The sequence below is a fragment of the Mesorhizobium sp. BR1-1-2 genome, assembly GCF_020165435.1.
Classification (GTDB): Bacteria; Pseudomonadota; Alphaproteobacteria; order Rhizobiales; family Rhizobiaceae; genus Mesorhizobium.
In genome coordinates, this window is sequence record NZ_JAIUID010000010.1 from 129569 (window position 1) to 148622 (window position 19054).

The window sequence follows — 19054 nt, forward strand, 5'->3', positions numbered from 1 at the left end:
AGACCAATGCCTTCCTTGTTCGACATGCTGGCACAGGCCCAGAACGGCAACGGCATGCAGGCGCTTGCCCAACAATATGGGCTTTCCATGCAGCAGACGCAGGCGGCGGTCGCCGCGCTGCTGCCGGCCTTTTCGCAGGGGCTGCAGCGCAACACCGCAGACCCCTATGGACTCGGTGCCTTCATGACGGCGATGGCAAGCGGCCAGCACGCCAAATATTTCGAGGACGCGACCCGGGCCTTCTCGCCGCAAGGCGTCGATGAAGGCAACGGCATTCTGGGGCATCTGTTCGGCTCCAAGGATCTGTCGCGCGCCGTTGCCAGTCAGGCGGCGCAGGCGAGCGGCGTGAGCCAGCAGGTGCTGCAGCAGATGCTGCCGGCCCTGGCCTCGATGCTGATGGGCGTTCTGTTCAAGCAGACAACGAGTCAGATGCAGGCCGGCGGTTTCGGCGGTGGCGGCAACAATCCTCTGGGCGAGATCATCGAGCAGATGATGCGGCAAGGCGGGGGCGTGCAAGCCCCGGCGCCACAACCGCGCCAGGCACCACAGCCGCAGGCCCCGATGGACAATCCGCTCGGCAAGGTCTTGCAGGACATGTTCGGTGGCGGAACGCCGCAGCCACAAAGCCAGCCTCAGCCGTCCCCCGATCCCTACGGCGACAATCCGCTCGGCAAGGTGCTGCAGGATATGTTCGGTGGCGCGCCGCAGCCGCAAGGCCGGCCCCAGCCGCAGCAGACCCAGAGCCCCTATGGCGACAGTCCACTAGGCAAGATCTTCGAAGAGATGCTGCGCCAGGGCGGCGGCGGTGTATCCGGCGGCGGGCAGCCGGCGCCGCAGCCTCAAGCTCGGCAGCAGCCCCAGGCACCGCAGCCGCAGACCAATCCGAGCGGCAGGCCGAGGAACCCATTCGACGATCTGTTCGGCAAGATGTTCGAGACCGGAGCGCAGCAGCGCGACGACTACCAAAAGGGCATGGAGTCGATTTTCGACCAGTTCAAGCGCGGCATGGATAGGCGATAGCCGTCGCGCAAGTTGGCTTTTACCCAATCCAAAAAGAAAGCCCGGTCCTTGGGAGGACCGGGCAGCGTGCAGGCAGGCCGGCGGGGGACCGGCAGGGAGTGGGAAGCCTGCATGAACCTTGGTCGCGCTGATTGCTGAAAAGGTTCAGCGGGACCGAAACTCAACCGATCAGGCCACCCTGCGGGCGATGTCCTCGATCGTTTCGACGCGATCGCTGGCGATTTCGCGCAACATCGCCGTCGGATCTCGGCCAAACGGCACGTCGATGGCGACGTGCAGGTCGGCGCGCGTGAGGCCGATATCGGCGAGCTCGGCGTCCGACATCTCGCCTAGGCGATAGAAGGCACGGCGGTTTTTCCAGGCGCGGTAAGCGTTGGAGACGGTATTTGCCACGCGCGTCGCAACGGCCGGACGCGTGGTGATGCGCGAGGTCTCGGTGGCGAAATCAAACGTGGCCATGTCGGTCTCCTTCAGACTCGAACGGGCAAAACCAGGCAATCGGCGCTTAGCAAACAGCGACCGTTCCGGTTTCGATTCACTTCAAGAAATGCATGTCTTTGGCCCAGAGCCGGTGTCCACTTTGGGCGACATGCATTGGTTTCATGTGGACAATGCCAATTTGCCACCACGCGATTGATTAATCCAACGAATGTTTCTAATCTTTAGCATCAACATCAATGATGGATTGAACCGATGAAAGCGCCGCTCGATCTCGATCAGTTGCAGACCTTCATCTCGATTGCCGATACCGGCAGTTTTACGCGCGCGGCCGAAGAGGTGCACCGCACCCAGTCGGCGGTGTCGATGCAGATGCGCCGGCTGGAGGAGCGGATCGGCAAGCCGCTGTTCGAAAAGGAAGGGCGCAGCAACCGACTGACGGAGGAAGGCGACAAGCTGCTTTCCTACGCAAGACGGCTGCTCTATCTCAACCGCGAAACGCTGGCCGCCTTCGACGACCGGCGGCTCGAAGGCACCATCCGCATCGGCACGCCGGACGACTACGCCGACCGTTTCCTGCCCGAGATCATGGCGCGCTTCACACGTTCCAATCCACGCGTCGAACTGACCGTCGTCTGCGAGCCGACGCCGGGGCTGGTCGAACACATCAAGCGCGGCAATCTCGACCTGGCGCTGGTTACGCATAACGACGTGCGCGGCCAGTCCGAGGTGGTGCGGCGCGAACCGCTGCTGTGGGTCACATCGGCCAACCATGCCACGCATGAACAGGAAACGCTGCCGATGGCCTTTGGCCGGCCAAACTGTATCTGGCGGCGCGCCGCCGTCGACGTGCTTGACCAGCAGAACCGCGACTATCGCATCCTGTTCACCAGTTTTTCCGCAACCGTCATCACCGCAGCGGTGCTGTCGGGCCTAGCGATCTCCGTGCTGCCGGAATGCGCTTTGCGGCCCGGCATGCGGGTGCTGGGCGAGGCCGATGGCTTCGGCACCCTGCCCGACTGCCGCATCGGCATCATGCGCGGCCAAACCTCGCGGCCGGAGATCGTCGATGCGCTGGCCCGGCACATTTCGGAAAGCCTGGACAACATCTCGGTGCCGCTTGGCGAAGAGACGGGAACGTTCGATTTCGCGGCACTCGCCTTCAGCAAGATGCGGCGAACCAAGCCGAACCAGATCCTGCCGGGCTGGTAGGCGATCAGACGCAATTGAACGCTGACCTGAAAACAGCCAGCTTGACGCCGGCGCGCAACCACCCCCCAATCGGCCGATGAGCGAAGCAGCATCCGAATCACGCAGCAACGCCACCGAATACACGGTGAGCGAAATATCAGGCGCGCTGAAGCGCACGGTCGAGGATGCCTTCGGCAATGTGCGGGTGCGCGGTGAAATCTCGGGTTATCGCGGGCCGCACTCCTCCGGCCATGCCTATTTCACGCTGAAGGACGACCGCGCGCGGCTCGACGCCGTGGTGTGGAAAGGCACGATGGGCCGGCTGAAATTCCGCCCCGAAGAAGGAATGGAGGTGATCGCCACCGGCAGGCTCACCACCTATCCCGGCAAATCCAACTACCAGATCGTCATCGACAATCTGGAACCGGCGGGCGCCGGAGCCTTGATGGCGCTGCTGGAAGAGCGCAAGCGCCGGCTGCAAGCCGAAGGCCTGTTCGATGGGGGCCGCAAGCGGTTGCTGCCCTTCATGCCGCGCGTCATCGGCGTCGTCACCTCGCCGACGGGTGCCGTCATCCGCGACATCATCCACCGGATCAAGGATCGTTTTCCGCTGCATGTGCTCGTCTGGCCGGTGCGGGTGCAAGGCGAAACCGCGGGCGCCGAAGTTACCGCCGCCGTCGCCGGTTTCAATGCGCTGGCATGGGACGGCGTCATCGAGCGCCCGGACCTGCTGATCGTGGCGCGCGGCGGCGGCAGCCTCGAGGATCTCTGGGGCTTCAACGACGAGGCGCTGGCCCGCGCCGTCGCCGCCTCCGCCATTCCGGTGATTTCGGCCGTCGGCCACGAAACCGACTGGACGCTGATCGACCTCGTCGCGGATGTGAGGGCGCCGACGCCAACGGGGGCGGCCGAAATCGCCGTTCCGGTGAAGGCCGACCTCGAAGCGACGCTCGCCAGTCTCGGCGCACGGCTCAAGGCGGCGGTTTCGCGCAATTTCGAGCGCAAGCGCCAGTCGGTCCGCGCGGCGGCGCGTGCGCTGCCCTCGCCCGATCAGTTGCTGGCGCTGCCACGGCGCCGCCTCGACGAGGCGACGAGCCGGCTCGGACGCGGCCTCATGGTTTCGACCGAGCGCAAGCGGGGACGCTTCTTCGCCCTGAAACTGACGCCGGCAATGCTGTCGCAGCGAATTGCCGAGGCACGGCGGACCAACGAGCGCAATCTCCTGCGGGCACAGGGCGCGTTGCGCACGCTGACGAGAGCGCGGCGCGCGGAGCTCAATCGCGCCGCCGATCAGTTGCCGAAATGCGCCCGGGCGTCTCTGCAGCGGCACCGGCAGCAATTGGCGGCGCTGCAGGGCCGCATCACCATAGAGCCCACGGCGCGGCGGCAGCGGACCCAAAGGGATTTCCTGACCGCGCTGACGCGGCGCAGCACGCATGCGGCATCGCTGAGGCTTGAGCGACTGCGCAGCCGCGTCGCCCAGGCCGACCGCTTGTTGGCGACGCTGTCGCACAAGGCCGTGCTGGCACGCGGCTTCGCCCTGGTGAAGGATGCCGACGGCGCCGTCGTCAAGCGTGCGGCGGAATTGTCGGCGGGGATGGCGCTGTCCCTGGAGTTCGCCGACGGCACGGCGGATGCGGTCGCGACCAGCGGCTCGGCGCGGCCAAGACCCGTCGCCAAACCCGCGGCCAAGGCCAAGGAGCCCGGCAGCCAGGGCTCTCTATTCTGAAGCCGTGACATGACAGACAATCCGCATCATCGGAAAACGCCCTCCGGCAAGCCGCGCGCACGAAGCTTCGGTATCGGCTTCGACGGCACGCCTGGCCCGTTCAACGCGATCACCGACGTGGCCGGCGTGTCGGTCGGTTATTCCACGCTGATTTCCGGCGACGGCCCGCTCGTCGTAGGCCAGGGACCGGTGCGCACCGGCGTGACCGCGATCCTGCCCAGGCCGCGCAGCGAGCTCGCCACGCCGGTCTTTGCCGGCATCTTCAGCCAGAACGGCAATGGCGAACTGACCGGCTCGCACATCATCGAGGAGACCGGCGCCTTCAACTTCCCCATCACCGTCACCAACACGCATTCCTGCGGCGTTTCGCGCGACGCCACGCTGCGCTGGATGAGCCAGGTGCTGCCGGCGGCGCTCGACAGCGGCTGGGGACTGCCGGTGGCAGCGGAAACCTATGACGGCTTCCTCAACGACATCAACGGTCACCATGTGACATCAGGGCATGTTGCCGAGGCGCTCGACGGTGCCGCCAGCGGACCGATCGAGGAAGGCAGCGTCGGCGGCGGCACCGGCATGATCGCCTTCGGCTTCAAGGCCGGTTCGGGCACCGCGTCGCGCATCACCGAATGGCAAGGGCGTGCCTATACTGTCGGCGCCTTCGTGCAGGCGAATTTCGGCAAGCGGCGCAATTTCACGCTTCGCGGCCTGCGCGCCGGGCCGGAGCTCGTCGAACCGGCGATCCGCGAAGGCACGCCACGTGCCGAAAAAGGCTCGATCATCGCCGTTATTGCCACCGACGCACCGTTCCTGCCGCATCAGATGAAGCGGCTGGCCCGTCGCGTGCCGCTCGGCGTCGCCATGACCGGCGGCTTCGGCTATCACAGTTCCGGCGACATCTTCCTCGCCTTCTCTACCGCCAATCCCGACGCGGCCCTGGCGCCGCCGGGCCGGATCGCTCGCGCCGAGTTCATCCCAGACACCGACATCGATCCGTTCTTCGATGCCGTGGTCCAGGGCGTCGAGGAAGCGGTCCTCAATGCGATGGTCGCCAACGAGGACATGACCGGGCGCGACGGCAATTTCGTGCCGGCGCTGCCGAAGGCGTGGCTGAAGGAGAAATTCGGCTGAGACAAATACGCGGACCGAATGGTCCGCGTATTCATACAGGATTGCTTCTGAATTATTCCGCGGCCTTGCCCGCGGCCTGCTGGTGCTCGTCGGCCTCGGCCGCTTCCTCGAGCCGGGAGGCAATGAGTTCCTGGATATCGCCGACTTCTTCCTGGATATCCTCCAGCGGTATGCCGACCTCGGCCGCCTTGGCAGCGCATTCCCTGGCCAGTGTTTCGGCCTGCTTCTCGATCCTGGCGTGGGACTGGCAATGGACTTTTTCGCCAATCCATCCCTGCAAGAATTCGATGGCGTGCTCACTCATATTGCTTTTCCCTGGCGGCGAAGCCGGTTGGTAATCATAAACGTCGGCATCCGGTGAAGGATGCATGTCCCCATTCCAGCCGAGTCGCCACCGGACGGCAAGCCGATGTCGTCCAAGGTCCACAGAGCCAAAGGAAATAGAGGATTGAAGAACATTTTCTGTTTCTGGGGGGCGGGTATCGATTGGCGGGAATCCTGTCCCGCCTCGAGAGGCTGCTTCTACTTGCTTCTTACGGTTTTCAGGTCCGTTTGCATCTCAATGGCTGTCACAACAGCTGCCCGATGACGTTGCCGTTTCCAGGCACAAGCCATCGAAGCCGCCGCTATATAGTGACATCGCCATGCAATGTCGACTCTCCCCGCCGCCTTGCATGGAAGCCCCGCGAAAGCCGCATAGGTCACCGTGCCGATCAGAAGGTCTCGACCCAGGGCCTGAGTTCGAGTTCCCAGGTCCAGGCGCTGCGGTTCTGGCGATGGATGCCGAGATAGGCCTCGGCGATCGCGTCCGGCGACAGCCGTCGCTCCTGCGGGTCGGGAGCCTCTCCCGGCCCGGTCGAGGCAATGGCGCCATCGATGACGAAATGCGCGACATGGATGTTCTTGGGGGCCAGTTCGCGAGCCATGGATTGCGCCAGTCCACGCAAGCCGAATTTGGGCATCGCGAAACCGGCCGAGCCGGCGAATCCCTTGACGCTTGCCGTCGCGCCGGTGAAGAAGATCGAGCCCGAACCTTGCGAAAGCAGGCGGTTGGCCGCTTGCTGGCCAACCAGGAAGCCGCCATAGGCCCCCACCAGCAAGGCCTGCCTGACGGCCTCTGGATCGAGTTCGGCGATCGGGCCACGGGCGCGTCCGCTGGCATTGAAGACCACGAGCGACAGCGGCCCGGCCTTGTCAACGACCTCGAACAGGCGCTGCACCGACGCGGCATCGGAGACATCGGTTGCCACGGCTTGGGCGCCGGTCTGCGCCAGCAATGGGTCGAGCTTCTCGACGTTGCGGGCGGCCAGCACGACACGAAAACCTTCCCTTGCGAGAAGGCGCGCAAGCGAGGCGCTCAATCCGGATCCCGCTCCGGCAATGACGGCGACATTGGATGTCATGAGCATCTCTCCTTCGCGTGGTGACTGGGATTGGACAGGGTTGCGCCTTCCCAGGTGGAACGCAAGAGAAAGCACTCCAAGAAAATCGCGTGTCGTCGTGGCGCGCTTCCCAGGCCGCAAAAACTGCTCCCGGCAAAGAAAAATGGCCGGGCGCGAAGGCGGCCCGGCCAGAAAGAAGGTCATAACCTTCAGAGGGGAACACCGTTCGGAGGAATGGGAGGAAACCTCGAACGATAATTTTATCTTGAGCCCATTTTCGTGCGCTGGCGACGAATAGGATCCTAAAATCGTGCTGTCCTACAAAAATTTCTACCTGCCGAATGGCTCAGCCTGCCCGGGTCTCGGGCTCAAGCAAATCGGCATAATGACGCCGCGCGACGTCGGGATGGGAGCGCAGCCTGCTCTTCAGCACATTTGTTCCGACATCGCGAAACAGCGGATTGTCGGGATCGCTGGCCGGCCCGCGCGCCTGCGCCGCCAATTCCTCGGGAAGCTCCAGCAGCGGAATCGTGGCATCGAGCCTGGCGCTGAAGAAGAACGGCACCGAGATGCGTTCGACGCCGGCGGGCGGCGTCACGACGCGATGCACGGTGGCTCTCAAATAGCCGTTCGAGGCGAGTTCCAGCAGCTCGCCGATGTTGACGACGAGCGTTCCGGGAATCGGTTCCACGTCCACCCAGCTTCCGTCATAGTCGACCTGCAGGCCCTTGTTGTCGTCCTGGAGCAGCAGCGTCAGGAAGCCGCCATCCTTATGCGCGCCGACGCCCTGGTCGCCGCCGGTCGCTTCGCGGCCGGGGTAGCGCACGATCTTCATGCGATGATTGGGTTCGCCGCGATAGATCGGATCGAAAGCGTCCTCGGCCTGGTCGAGCGACAGCGCGAAGGCCTTGAGCAGACGAATGGCCACGGCCGTCGCCTTGGCCTGCCAGGCCAGCAGCGCCGGCTTCAGCTCCGGCAACGCCGACGGCCACTGGTTCGGGCCCTGCAGCCGCGTCCAGGCAGGAATTCCCGGACCTTGCGCGATGGGCGGGCGCTCGACGCCGATGTCGAGCTGCTCGCGCCAGTCGGCACTGCCCCTGGTCAGTTCGCCGCCAGCGCGGGTATAGCCGCGGAACTGCGAGGAATTGACCATCTCTATCGACAGCTTGTCGGCTTCCGGCAAGGCAAAGAAACCCCGCGAAGCGGCGAGCGTCTCGCTGATGTCGGCCCATGGGATGCCGTGGCCGGCCAAATAGAAAAAACCGATATCGCGCGAGGCGGAGCGCAGATCCGCCAGAAACGTCCGGCGCTCCGACGCGCCTTGTTCGAGACGGCTCAGATCGAGCACGGGCACTATTCTGGGCATGTCAGCTCCTTTCCGGGTTCTTTCCGGGCGCTGCTTGAAAACGTCGCCCGGAAAGCCGGGCCCGTGGATGTGCTGCTCCTTTTCCAGCGGCCGAAGCCACCATCGATGCCCCAAATCTCACGGAGTTCAGTGCGCCGGGAAAGGAACGATCGGCTTTTCGATGCCGCCGGGACGAACAATTTTTCTATTTGGGCGGGCAGGCTGACGATGAGCGCGATCATTGCGCGAAACACCGGTGCGTCATTTCAGGCACAGTGCGAAGCCGTCATTGGCCCTTGAACGGCCGCGCGGGAGGCGCGTAACATCACGCCACTTGAATTTGAGTCTGTTTCATTCGTCCGGGCTAAAGTCCGGATCGGTTTGGATAATTTCCTTGAACACGCAAGCAATCGGCAGCGCGGCGGGGCGCGGCAAATCGTTTGCCCATGTGGCGCAAGCCTCCTGGGGCAAGGGCCTCGGCACCTTGCTGCGCATCATGCGCATGACGCTGCGCCACCCTTGGCAGGTCGCCATTACCATCGTCTCGACCTTCATCGCCGCGACGCTGCAGCTTTTCATTCCGCGCCTCTTGGGACGCGCCATCGACCAGGCGCAAGGCGTGGTGGCTGCCGGTGCAAATGCCGCGGCCGAGCAGGCGCTGTGGAATACGGCGCTGACGCTGCTCGTCGTCAGCATCCTGCGCGGCCTCTTCACGATGGCACAGAACTATTTTGGCGAGGCGGTCGGCCATCGGACCGGCTATGAGCTGCGCCTGGCCTTCTACGAGAAAATCCAGCGGCTGAGCTTCTCCTTCCACGACAAGGTCCACACCGGCGACCTCATCACGCTCGGCCTGCTCGACCTCGACGGCGTGCGCATGTTCTTTTCCACCGGCATACTGCGCGTGGTGCTGCTTGGCGTGCTGATCGGCGTCGGCGCCTATCTGTTGATCAGCACCGATCTCCTGCTCGGGCTCTTGAGCCTGAGCTTCGTGCCGTTCGTCGCCTGGCGGTCTTCGGTTACCCAGCTCAGGCTGCGCAGCACCTGGTTGATGCTGCAGGAGCGGCTGTCGGTGCTGAGCCGGGTGATGGACGAGAACCTCGGCGGCATCCGTGTCGTGCGCGCTTTCGCGGCGCAGAAGCATGAGATGGAAAAGTTCGATCGGGCCAAGCAGAACGCGCTGGACCTCGCCAATGAGCGCGTCGATATCCGCGTCAGCAACACCAGCGCCATGAATTTCTCGTTCCTGGCCGCCATGGGCCTCGTGCTGTGGTTCGGCGGCCAGAAGGTGATGGCAGGCCAGATCAGCGTCGGCACGCTGGCCCAGTTCCTCACCTTCATGACCATTTTGCAGATGCCGGTTCGCCAGCTCGGCCTGATGGTCAACTCCTTCGCGCGCGCTTCGACTTGCGGCACGCGGCTGTTCGAACTGCTCGACGCCGAACTCGACATCAAGGATGCGCCCGACGCCAAGGACCTCGTCATCAGCGACGGCGTGCTGCGCTTCGAGGATGTCGGCTTCCGCTATGAGGGCGCGGGCGAGCGGCCGACGCTTTCCGGCATTTCCTTCGAGGCCAGGTCCGGCGAGACGATCGGTATCGTCGGCCCGCCAGGCAGCGGCAAGTCGACCATCGCACACCTGATCCCGCGCTTCTATGACGTCACCTCGGGCGCTATTACCATCGACGGCCAGGACATCCGCGGCGTCACGCTGCAATCGCTGCGCAAGGCGGTCGGCGTGGTACAGCAGGACGCGTTCCTGTTCACGACCTCGATCGAGAACAACATCGCCTATGGCAATCCCTGGGCGCGGGAGACCCGCATCGGCCAAGCCGCAGAGTATGCCCAGCTGCACAATTACATCATCGGGCTTCCGGCGGGCTACACCACGGTCGTCGGCGAACGCGGGGCGTCGCTCTCCGGCGGCCAACGCCAGCGCCTGACCATCGCGCGCAGCCTGATGCTGCGACCGTCGGTGCTGGTTTTCGACGATTCGACCGCCGCGATCGATGCCGGCACCGAGCAGCGGATCCGGGCGGCGATGAAGCGCTTCGCCAGGGACCGTGTGACGCTGATCATCTCGCACCGGCTGAGTTCGCTGATGCATGCCGACCAGATCCTGTTCGTCGAGGGCGACCGCATCGTCGAGCGCGGCACGCATGAGGAATTGCTGGCGCTCGGCGGACGCTATCGCGCGCTCCACGACCTGCAGCTGCGGCCGGACGACGACCGGCTCGAGGGAGCCGCGTGATGTCGACGCAGGACGATGACGAGAAGGAAGACAAAAGCGGGCGGCCGACAAAGGCGGTCGTCGGCTCGCACCGCGACGAGGAGGAGGTTTTCGGCAAAGCCTATGATCCGCGCATCGTGCGGCGTATCTGGAGCTTCGTGAGCCCGTATCAGGGGCGAATTTACATCTCGGTCGCGGCGGTGCTGGTGTTCACGCTGACGCAACTGGCGATCCCGCTGGTCATCCGCTACGCGATCGACCATGGCATGGCGCCAGGCAGGCTCGACCGGTCGGTGATGATCTGGGCGACTGGCATCTTCGCCGTGATCATCCTCATCAACTATGCCGCCAGCCATGTGCAGGAAAGCGTCGTCGGCAAGGTAGCCGAGAACGTGCTGTCGGATCTGCGCCGCGCCATGTTCAGTCACCTCCAGCGCGTCTCGCTGAGTTTCATGGACAAGACCGAGGTCGGCCGCCTGATGTCGCGTCTGCAGGGCGACGTCAATTCGATGCAGGAATTCCTCGAAACGTCGGTCATGTCGGTGGGCGATATCGTGCTGCTGTTCGGCATCGTCAGCGTGCTTTTGTGGCTCGATTTCCGGCTCGGGCTGCTGACGCTGTCGACCATGCCGATGCTGTTCATCGTGCGCCTGTTCTGGCTGCCGCGCGCCAAGGTCGCCTTCATGGCGGCGCACGAAACCAATTCCATCGCCAACGGCGCGCTGGCCGAAGGCATTCACGGCGTGCGCACGGTGCAGAGTCTCGAACGCCAGCACGTCAATTTCGACCTCTATGACGAGAAGGTGCTGTCCAATCTCAATGCGCATCTGAGGTCGGCGAAATACGCGCAGGTGATGGTGCCGATCGTCGACACGCTGACCGGCATCGCGATGGCCACGGTCATCGTCGTCGGCGGCTCCATGGTGCTCTCGCACAATCTCGACGTCGGGATCATGGTGGCGTTCCTGTTCTATATCCAGCGCTTCTTCGACCCGATCCGCTCTCTCACCATGCAGTACAGCGTCATGCAGCGCGCCATGGCCTCGGGGCAGCGCATCTCCGAAGTGCTCGACGTGCCGGTGGAGGTCAGCGACAGGCAAGGCGCCATCGCGCTGTCGGGCACCATGGACGGCTCGGTCGAGTTCAGGAACGTCACCTTCGGTTACCGGCAGAACCTGCCGGTGCTGAAGAACATCTCCTTCCGCGTCAATCCGGGCGAGACCGTGGCACTTGTCGGCCCGACCGGTTCGGGCAAGTCGAGCTCGATGGCGCTGGTGCACCGCTTCTACGATGTCTGGTCGGGCCAGGTGCTGGTCGGCGGGCATGACGTGCGCGACCTCACGCAGGACTCGCTCGGCGAGCAGGTGGCGATGGTGCTGCAGGAGCCGTTCCTGTTCTCCGGCACGGTTCTGGAGAACATCCGCTATCACAAGACCGATGCCACCCGTGAAGAGGTGGTGCGCGCCGCGCAAGCCGTTGGCGCGCACGACTTCATCGAGGACCTGCCCGACGGTTACGACACCGAACTCGAGCAGCGCGGCGGCAATCTCTCGCTCGGCCAGCGCCAGTTGATCAGCTTCGCGCGGGCCCTGGTGGCCGATGCCAAGATCCTTGTCTTGGACGAAGCCACGGCCAGCATCGATTCCTACACCGAGATGCTGATCCAGAAGGCGCTGGTAAAACTGCTGGAGGGCCGCACCGGCCTGGTCATCGCCCACCGGCTGGCCACCATCCGCGGGGCCGACCGCATCATCGTGCTGCAGAACGGCGAGATCGTCGAAAGCGGCAACCACGACCAATTGATGCAAAGACAGGGCCTCTACGCCCGCCTCTACAACATGAACTACGCCTCGTTCGACGACATTTCGGAAGGCGAGATGGAAATGGATGGGGCCGTCGGCAAGGCGACGTGATCGCGCATCGACCCAACGCTGAGCGCTCTTACGGTCAGTTCCGTCCGATGGGGCACGAAGGGTTCCGGCTGTTGCGGATCACCCTGGCACGAAACAGTCAGGTCTCCTGACGCATCAGCCATCCCGATCCGCAAGGCAGTGAACTCGGGCGAGGACAAACCCGCGCCTGTTGCGCCGCAGCACTCCTCATCGCCCCGGTCTTCAAACGATCAGATCGTCAATTCTGATCGGCAAGTCGCGGATCCGCTTGCCGGTCGCGTGATAGACGGCGCTGGCGACGGCAGCGGCGGTGCCGACATTGCCGAGTTCGCCCAGGCCCTTCACACCAGCCGGATTGACCTCATGGTCGATCTCCGGAACCAGTATGACCTCGAGATCCCTGATGTCGGCATTCACCGGTACCAGATAATCCTGCAGGTCGCGATTGACGTAGCGGGCATGGCGCGTGTCGATCTCGGTCGCCTCATGCAGGGCCTGGCCAATGCCCCAGATCATGCCGCCCATCAACTGGCTGCGCGCGGTGCGCGTGTTCATGATGCGGCCGGCGGCGAACGCCCCGACAATGCGCGGCACACGGATTTCGCGGGTGTAACTGTTGATGTGCACCTCGACGAATTCGGCCCCGAACGCATATTTAACCGAATCCGCATCGGACTCGCCACCGTGGAATTCCGCCTGGCCGGCATAGAGTTTCTTGAGCGCTTCGGGGGTCGAGCCCTTCGGCGCGAATTCGGCATATTCCTCGATAGCGCCTACCTGCATGGCCTTGAATATATCGGCAGTGCTTGCCGATGCCCCGCCCTTGGTGCGGATCCGTCCCTCGTGGAGGTCCAGCTCTTCATTGTGCGAGCCTGCAAGAGGCCCGCCCTCCGCGACCGCTGCCGCGAACAATTTCGTGCGCACAGCATCACACGCCTTGAGCACTGCGGAACAGACGCTGGCGGTGGAAATCGAACCTCCCGATACCGGTGCCGGCGGCAAGGCGCTGTCGCCCATCTCGACGGCGACCTTGCCGATGTCGACACCGAGGCGTTCCGCCGCCATCTGGCCGGCAACGGTTCGCACACCGGTGCCGATTTCATGCGAGCCGCACTGCACGCGCACGTCTCCTTCGGCCGTCAGGCGCACGCGGGCCGCGCATGGCGCGGCCGCGGTCGGGTAGACTGCCGTCGCGCATCCCATGCCGACAAGCCAGTCGCCGTCACGCATCGAGCCGACTTTCGCATCCCGTCTCGACCAGCCGAAGGCATCGGCGGCCTGATCGTAGCATTTCATCAGCGACCGGCTGGAGAACGGCTTGCCGCCGATCGGCTCCTTCTGGGGCTCGTTGACCCGGCGAAATTCGACCGGATCCATGCCGAGCGCGACGGCCATTTCGTCCATGGCGCTCTCGAGCGCATAGACGTAGGGCGTCTCGGGCGGCGAGCGCATATAACCGGGCGTGTTGCGATCCGCCTGCACAAGCGAGACATGCGTCAGCACCGAGCCATAGGCATACATGCGACCGGTGGCCGAAGTCCCGCCGACGACATAGGAATCGGGTCTCGAGGTCACCTCCCAGCCTTCATGGCCGAAAGCAGTGATGCGGCCGTCCTTGCCGGCGCCGATGCGGATGCGGTGCCGGGTTTCGGCCCGATAGGTCTGGGCGCCGAACGCCTGCATGCGGCTGACCACACAGCGCACCGGCCGGCCAAGCCGCCTGGCGGCCACAGCCACGATGGCCGTTCGCGCCGTCATCGGCCCCTTCGAGCCGAACGCGCCGCCTACGTTAGGGCAGACGATGCGCACATTCGCGGGGTCGAGCCTCAATTGCCGCGCCAACTCGACCTTCCAGCCGGTCACGTTCTGCGAGGGCTCGTAAACGGTCAGTTGGTCGCCTTGCCAAACAGCGGTGGTCGAGAACAGCTCTATCGGGTTGTGATGCTGGGTCGGCGTCGAATACCGCGCATCGATCTTCAGCGGGGCCGATTCATAAGCGGCCTCGAAGTCGCCGGCCTTGACGTCTTCCTTGAACAACGGGCTTTTGCCGGCGGCGTCGATGGTCTTTGTCCCCGGCATGTCGAAACCGGCAGTCGGTTTTTCCTCGGCATAGTCCGCGCGGATTCTTTGCGCCGCCTCCTCGGCCGCCTCGAAGGTCTCGGCGACCACCAGCGCAATGATCTGACCGTCGTGGAAGATCGCCTTGTCATGCAGCGGCCCGATAGAACTCGCGCCGGTGTTGCCGAATTTCGGCGTCTCGACCTTGTCGAGGTCGCCATAGGTGACGATGTCGAGCACGCCGGGCACCGAGCGCGCGTCATCCAGGTAAAGCCTGGCGACCTTGCCCCTGGCGATGCTGCTCGTCGCGAGCACGGCGTGCGCAATGTTGGCGGCCGGGAGATCCGCCGCATATTCGGCCTGCCCGGTCACTTTCAGCCGCGCATCGATACGCGGCAGCGGCTGTCCCATATTTTCCTTCGGCTGTGGAGCGGCGACGTTCATGATCACACCTTCATGTCACGGGTTTCGAGCAGCCCCCTGATCAAGGTTCGCTTGCCGAGTTCTATCTTGAATGCGTTGTGCCGACGCGGCTGGGCTTCGGCGAACGCGGCTTCGGCCGCCTCGGCCGCCGCTGCCTCGTCGAGCACCTTGCCGCGCAGGGTCTCCTCCGCCGCTCTCGCCCGCCAGGGCACGGTCGCGACGCCGCCAAGCGCGATGCGCGCCTCGTTCACGGTCTCGCCGTCGAGGTCGAGGGCGACCGCGGCCGATGCAAGGGCAAAGGCGTAGGATTGCCTATCGCGGATCTTGAGATAGCGCGAACGCCTGGTCCATGCGCCGGCGGGCACCTCTATGGCGGTTACGATCTCGTCGGGCGCCAGGTCGGTCTCTATGTGAGGGCTGTCTCCTGGCAGGCGATGCAGACTGGCAAATGGGATCTTTCGCCGCCCGCCATGCCCCTGTACATGAACCGTGGCGTCAAGCGCGATCAGGGCCTGGGCAAAATCACCGTGATAGGTGGCGATGCAGTTCTCACTGGTCCCCAGCACGGCATGCTGGCGGTTGAACCCTTCCATCGCCGCGCAGCCCGAGCCGGGCTCGCGCTTGTTGCATGGCCATGAGGTTTCGCGGAAATATTCGCAGCGGGTCCGCTGCAGGATGTTGCCGGCAAGGCTTGCCATGTTGCGCAACTGGCCGCTTGCCGCCAGTTGCAGGCTTTCCGCGATCACCGGATACCGACGCTTGATCTCGGCATTCTCGGCCGCGTCGCCCATCCGCACAAGAGCGCCAAGGCGCAGACCCTCACCACCGGTCTCGATCCGCCGCAGTGCCGGTTCGGAGAGACCATTCAGATCGAGCAGGCGTTCCGGCCGGGCGACGCCGAGTTTCATATAATCGGCGAGATTGGTGCCGCCGGCGATGAACTGTGCGGGGGCTTGCGTCGGCGGATGCCTGGTGGCCGAGCGCGAGGCGACGGCGACCGCCGCGGAGAGGCTGGCGGGCCTCTCATAGACGAAAGGATGCATCTCAGGCTCTCCTGATCTGGTCGCGGGCCTGGACGATTGCCGCGACGATGTTCGGGTATGCCGCGCATCGGCAAAGATTGCCGCTCATATATTCGCGAATGTCGTCCTCTGAACCGGCATGTCCTTCGTCGACGCAGCCGATCGCGGACATGATCTGGCCGGGCGTGCAATAGCCGCACTGGAACGCATCGTGATCGATGAAGGCCTGCTGCATCGGATGCAGGCTGCCATCCGTCGACGCCAAGCCTTCGACGGTGGTTACCGCCTTGCCCTCGTTCATCACCGCGAAGCTGAGGCAGGAGAGCACGCGATGGCCGTCGACCAGCACCGTACAGGCGCCGCATTGGCCATGGTCGCAGCCTTTCTTCGTGCCCGTCAGGCCGACATGGTCGCGCAAGGCGTCGAGCAGGCTGGTTCGGCTGTCGAGCGCCAGATTGTATGGCTGCTTGTTGATGGTCAGTGTTGTCATGACAGGCTCGTATGGCTTGGCGGCAGCAGCCGGGGGCTCCTCGGACCTGGCTGTCGAGGCCAAAAACGGAGTCACCGCAGCCGCGGAAACGGTCGCGGTCATGAAGTTTCGTCTGCTGAGACCGGAGGAGGTTGGGGGAACATGCTTGGACATCGCTGGCTCCGTCGCTGGCTACGTCGCGACCAAACCCCTCATTGGGGCCATTGTTCCGGGCCATCCGCGATAAAACGCAAAAGGAAGACGGCTCGCAGGGCAAGCCGCCCGATTTGGATGCAGGATCGGAGCGCTCCGTTCGAGACCGTGCCCGTCCTAGTGAATTTGCAGAACTCTCGGCGTGCGGCCGATCCCTAACAAGGTGCGAGGGCCCTCACTGCTGGCGGGCAATTCCGAGAATATCAAACGCCTGCGCGGCAGAAGCGATCGAGCGTCCCGTGCGACCGGCGGCCTCGACGATTGCGGCGACCCGTTCGGCATTGTCGCGGGCGAGGCTGCCATCGGCGTGCCAGAGAGAGTTTTCGAAGCCGACCCGCACGTGCCCTCCCGCCGCGATCGCCGCCGTCAGCGCCAAGGTTTCGCCCCGTCCGAAGGCGCAGACCGACCATACGGCGCCTTCAAGACCATGCGCGTCGAGCCCTTCAAGGAAGACATCGAGGTCTTCGGGCCGACTTTCCTGATCGGCGGCATAGCGCCCGAGGACGAACAGCAGCCGTGGGGTTGTGGGCTCCGTCAGAATGCCTCGCCGCCGCAGATCGATGAAACGGTCGAGATCGGCCCGGTCATAGAGAATGTGCTGGACCGCGATGCCTTCCCGGCCGGCCCATGCGAAGAAGCGGGCCGGCTCCGCCTCGCCATCGCTGATTATCTCACGCAAGCCGATCGAGACGGAGACCGGATGAAGCGCCCGAACAAGGTCCATCTGTTCGCGTGGCGAATAGAGCCCGACAGCTTCGGTCGTGATCTGGATCGCCATAACGCCCTGCGTCCGCTCCCGGATCGCCGCGATGGCATCCCGGTAAAGCGCGGCGTCAAGCGTGTGCCGGCCTGAAGCATCGCGGACATGCACATGGATGGCGGCGGCGCCGGCGGCGAGACACTGCCTCGCTGTTTCGGCAAGTTCGTCGGCGGTCATCGGCAGAGCCGGATGATCGGCCTTCGTTCTGCGCGCTCCGTTCGGCGCAACCATGATCAGCAACGGCTTCAATTTCATCTCCGGGCCCAATTGGCTCTCCCGCAAGCTGGTTTTCCATGCTTCATTTCACCGACTCGCATAGGTAGGACAGCATGAACGCCACCGCCCAAGGGATTTCCGCCTTCGCCACCGCCGCCGAACTCGGCCGCGCGCTCGCCGATGGCAACACATCTTCGACCGAGATCGTCCGGCGCGCGCTGGATCGTGTCGGCGTTCATGACAATTCGCTGCATGCGTTCGTCCGGCTGTTTCCCGAAGCTGCGCTCCAAGCCGCCGGTGAAGCCGACGAGCGTCGCCGTCGAGGCGCCTCGAAAGGGCCGCTGGACGGTATTCCTTTCGCGGCCAAGGACCTGCTTGACGTCGAAGGCTATCCGACCCTGGCAGGTTCGAAAGCGCTTGCCGGCGAACCCGCAACCGCCACGGCAACGGCAATCGAACGCCTTGTCGCGGCCGGGATGATCCTGCTGGGCAAGGTCCACACCGTGGAATTTGCTTTCGGCAGTTGGGGGACCAACCCGGTCGCCGGTACGCCCCTGAACCCGCGTGACAGCGCCACCCCGCGCGCGCCGGGCGGATCGTCGAGCGGTTCGGGCGTAGCCGTCGCCGCCGGACTGGTGCCGGTTGCGCTCGGCACCGACACTACGGGCTCCATCCGCAATCCGTCCGCCATGTGCGGAATCGTGGGCCTGAAGACGTCCTTCGGCCTTGTCGGGCGCGGCGGGTTGCTGCCGCTTGCCATGTCCTTCGACAGCATCGGTCCCATGACCCGGTCGGTGCAGGATGCAGCCCTTCTGCTGGCCGCGCTCGAGGGTCTCGATCCCGGCGATCCGGCAACCTATGGGGTGGCGCCGACCTTGCCGCTCGAAGGACTCGAGCGGAGCATATCGGGCGTTCGCCTGCGCATCCCCTCGGCCGCGGACCTTGCCGGTGTAGACCCCGGCATACTGGACCGCTTCGACTCCACGGTCGCCGAACTGGAGGCGCTCGGCGCCAAGGTCGATCGGATGCCGATGCCGCAATCTTGCGACACCTACAAGGCCCTGGCCGGCGACATCATGGCCGCCGAAGCCTGGCATCATCTCGGCCGCTACGTCGAACCGACGGACAGCGTCGTCGGCACGGCGATCCGCATGCGGATTCTCAAGGGCAGGGAAATCGGCCTTGCGGCTTATCACGAGTTGATCGCAAGGCGCCGGGCCGCGCAGATCGAGTTTCATCGCGATTTCGAGGGCGCCGATGCGTTCCTGACGCCGACGGCGCCGATTACGGCGCCGCCATTGGCCGACATCGATGAGACAACGACGCCGCTCGGGACGTTTACCCGCATGGTGAACCTCCTCGACCTGGCAGCGCTCAGCGTCCCCATCGGTCTCGTCAATGGTCTGCCCGCAGGATTGCAGATCGCGGTTCGCCGCTTCCAGGATCCGCTGGCGCTGAGGATCGGGCGGGCGCTCGAGATCCGGCGCGGCGGCCTGTTCGAACAGCCGCCGGGCTACGCCACGCCGTAAGCTGCCCGT

Annotated in this window: 16 protein-coding genes; 7 read left to right on the top strand and 9 right to left on the bottom strand. The window is 64.5% G+C overall.

Annotation, left to right across the window (positions count from 1 at the left end; translation table 11 throughout):
• Nucleotides 1-6: 6 nt before the first annotated feature.
• Nucleotides 7-1020 (top strand): DUF937 domain-containing protein, encoded by a 1014-nt coding sequence (locus LB551_RS21760; protein ID WP_224660413.1) that lies wholly within the window; start codon nt 7-9, stop codon nt 1018-1020.
• 168 nt (nt 1021-1188) lie between these two features.
• Here LB551_RS21760 and LB551_RS21765 read toward each other — a convergent pair whose 3' ends face one another.
• On the bottom strand, nt 1189-1479 hold the full coding sequence (locus LB551_RS21765) for a DUF1127 domain-containing protein (protein WP_140552396.1): 291 nt from the start codon (nt 1477-1479) through the stop codon (nt 1189-1191).
• 234 nt (nt 1480-1713) lie between these two features.
• Here LB551_RS21765 and LB551_RS21770 point away from each other — a divergent pair, with 234 nt between their 5' ends.
• The 3 genes from LB551_RS21770 to LB551_RS21780 all read left to right on the top strand — a co-directional run bounded on the left by LB551_RS21770 (nt 1714) and on the right by LB551_RS21780 (nt 5506).
• Complete coding sequence (locus LB551_RS21770) at nt 1714-2670, top strand: LysR substrate-binding domain-containing protein (protein ID WP_224628389.1); 957 nt, start codon at nt 1714-1716, stop codon at nt 2668-2670.
• Nucleotides 2671-2746: 76 nt separating this feature from the next.
• Nucleotides 2747-4378 (top strand): exodeoxyribonuclease VII large subunit, encoded by a 1632-nt coding sequence (gene xseA / locus LB551_RS21775; protein WP_224660414.1) that lies wholly within the window; start codon nt 2747-2749, stop codon nt 4376-4378.
• Nucleotides 4379-4387: 9 nt separating this feature from the next.
• Entirely contained in the window at nt 4388-5506 is a 1119-nt protein-coding gene (locus LB551_RS21780; protein WP_224660415.1) for a P1 family peptidase, read from the top strand.
• Nucleotides 5507-5558: 52 nt separating this feature from the next.
• On the opposite strand, the gene LB551_RS21785 is transcribed toward LB551_RS21780, so the two are convergent.
• The 4 genes from LB551_RS21785 to LB551_RS21800 form a co-directional block, all read right to left on the bottom strand.
• Entirely contained in the window at nt 5559-5810 is a 252-nt protein-coding gene (locus LB551_RS21785) for a hypothetical protein (RefSeq protein WP_224660416.1), read from the bottom strand.
• 409 nt (nt 5811-6219) lie between these two features.
• Nucleotides 6220-6909: an SDR family NAD(P)-dependent oxidoreductase gene (locus LB551_RS21790; protein WP_224660417.1), complete on the bottom strand. Its 690-nt coding sequence runs from the start codon at nt 6907-6909 to the stop codon at nt 6220-6222.
• Between the two features lie 325 nt (nt 6910-7234).
• Complete coding sequence (locus tag LB551_RS21795; RefSeq protein ID WP_224660418.1) at nt 7235-8254, bottom strand: isopenicillin N synthase family dioxygenase; 1020 nt, start codon at nt 8252-8254, stop codon at nt 7235-7237.
• The gene (locus LB551_RS21800; protein WP_224660419.1) at nt 8242-8475 is read right to left on the bottom strand and encodes a hypothetical protein; all 234 of its coding nucleotides are present in this window, start codon (nt 8473-8475) and stop codon (nt 8242-8244) included. The genes LB551_RS21795 and LB551_RS21800 overlap by 13 nt, the downstream gene beginning before the upstream one ends.
• 152 nt (nt 8476-8627) lie before the next feature.
• Here LB551_RS21800 and LB551_RS21805 point away from each other — a divergent pair, with 152 nt between their 5' ends.
• Both LB551_RS21805 and LB551_RS21810 read left to right on the top strand, forming a co-directional pair.
• Nucleotides 8628-10484 (top strand): ABC transporter ATP-binding protein, encoded by a 1857-nt coding sequence (locus LB551_RS21805; RefSeq protein WP_224660420.1) that lies wholly within the window; start codon nt 8628-8630, stop codon nt 10482-10484.
• Entirely contained in the window at nt 10484-12376 is a 1893-nt protein-coding gene (locus tag LB551_RS21810; RefSeq protein WP_224660421.1) for an ABC transporter ATP-binding protein, read from the top strand. The genes LB551_RS21805 and LB551_RS21810 overlap by 1 nt, the downstream gene beginning before the upstream one ends.
• Before the next feature lie 201 nt (nt 12377-12577).
• On the opposite strand, the gene LB551_RS21815 is transcribed toward LB551_RS21810, so the two are convergent.
• From LB551_RS21815 to LB551_RS21830, 4 genes are all read right to left on the bottom strand, one after another.
• Complete coding sequence (locus LB551_RS21815) at nt 12578-14857, bottom strand: xanthine dehydrogenase family protein molybdopterin-binding subunit (protein WP_224660422.1); 2280 nt, start codon at nt 14855-14857, stop codon at nt 12578-12580.
• Nucleotides 14858-14859: 2 nt separating this feature from the next.
• The gene (locus LB551_RS21820) at nt 14860-15879 is read right to left on the bottom strand and encodes an FAD binding domain-containing protein (RefSeq protein ID WP_224660423.1); all 1020 of its coding nucleotides are present in this window, start codon (nt 15877-15879) and stop codon (nt 14860-14862) included.
• A gap of 1 nt (nt 15880) precedes the next feature.
• Nucleotides 15881-16501: a (2Fe-2S)-binding protein gene (locus LB551_RS21825; RefSeq protein WP_224660424.1), complete on the bottom strand. Its 621-nt coding sequence runs from the start codon at nt 16499-16501 to the stop codon at nt 15881-15883.
• A 214-nt stretch (nt 16502-16715) separates the two neighbouring features.
• Nucleotides 16716-17555, bottom strand: a complete 840-nt coding sequence (locus LB551_RS21830) for a 3-keto-5-aminohexanoate cleavage protein (RefSeq protein WP_411970958.1) — start codon at nt 17553-17555, stop codon at nt 16716-16718.
• Nucleotides 17556-17629: 74 nt separating this feature from the next.
• Between LB551_RS21830 and LB551_RS21835 the strand changes: the two genes are divergently transcribed.
• A complete protein-coding gene (locus LB551_RS21835) occupies nt 17630-19045 on the top strand; it encodes an amidase (protein WP_224660426.1) in 1416 nt (471 codons plus the stop codon).
• Nucleotides 19046-19054 lie beyond the last annotated feature (9 nt).

Coding starts and splice junctions, on each gene's coding strand:
- LB551_RS21785 (WP_224660416.1), bottom strand. CDS start 5,810: ATGAGTGAGCACGCCATCGAATTCTTGCAGGGATGGATTGGCGAAAAA.
- LB551_RS21770 (WP_224628389.1), top strand. CDS start 1,714: ATGAAAGCGCCGCTCGATCTCGATCAGTTGCAGACCTTCATCTCGATT.
- LB551_RS21815 (WP_224660422.1), bottom strand. CDS start 14,857: ATGAACGTCGCCGCTCCACAGCCGAAGGAAAATATGGGACAGCCGCTG.
- LB551_RS21825 (WP_224660424.1), bottom strand. CDS start 16,501: ATGTCCAAGCATGTTCCCCCAACCTCCTCCGGTCTCAGCAGACGAAAC.
- LB551_RS21795 (WP_224660418.1), bottom strand. CDS start 8,254: ATGCCCAGAATAGTGCCCGTGCTCGATCTGAGCCGTCTCGAACAAGGC.
- LB551_RS21835 (WP_224660426.1), top strand. CDS start 17,630: ATGAACGCCACCGCCCAAGGGATTTCCGCCTTCGCCACCGCCGCCGAA.
- LB551_RS21830 (WP_411970958.1), bottom strand. CDS start 17,555: ATGAAATTGAAGCCGTTGCTGATCATGGTTGCGCCGAACGGAGCGCGC.
- LB551_RS21790 (WP_224660417.1), bottom strand. CDS start 6,909: ATGACATCCAATGTCGCCGTCATTGCCGGAGCGGGATCCGGATTGAGC.
- LB551_RS21760 (WP_224660413.1), top strand. CDS start 7: ATGCCTTCCTTGTTCGACATGCTGGCACAGGCCCAGAACGGCAACGGC.
- LB551_RS21810 (WP_224660421.1), top strand. CDS start 10,484: ATGTCGACGCAGGACGATGACGAGAAGGAAGACAAAAGCGGGCGGCCG.
- xseA (WP_224660414.1), top strand. CDS start 2,747: ATGAGCGAAGCAGCATCCGAATCACGCAGCAACGCCACCGAATACACG.
- LB551_RS21800 (WP_224660419.1), bottom strand. CDS start 8,475: ATGATCGCGCTCATCGTCAGCCTGCCCGCCCAAATAGAAAAATTGTTC.
- LB551_RS21765 (WP_140552396.1), bottom strand. CDS start 1,479: ATGGCCACGTTTGATTTCGCCACCGAGACCTCGCGCATCACCACGCGT.
- LB551_RS21780 (WP_224660415.1), top strand. CDS start 4,388: ATGACAGACAATCCGCATCATCGGAAAACGCCCTCCGGCAAGCCGCGC.
- LB551_RS21820 (WP_224660423.1), bottom strand. CDS start 15,879: ATGCATCCTTTCGTCTATGAGAGGCCCGCCAGCCTCTCCGCGGCGGTC.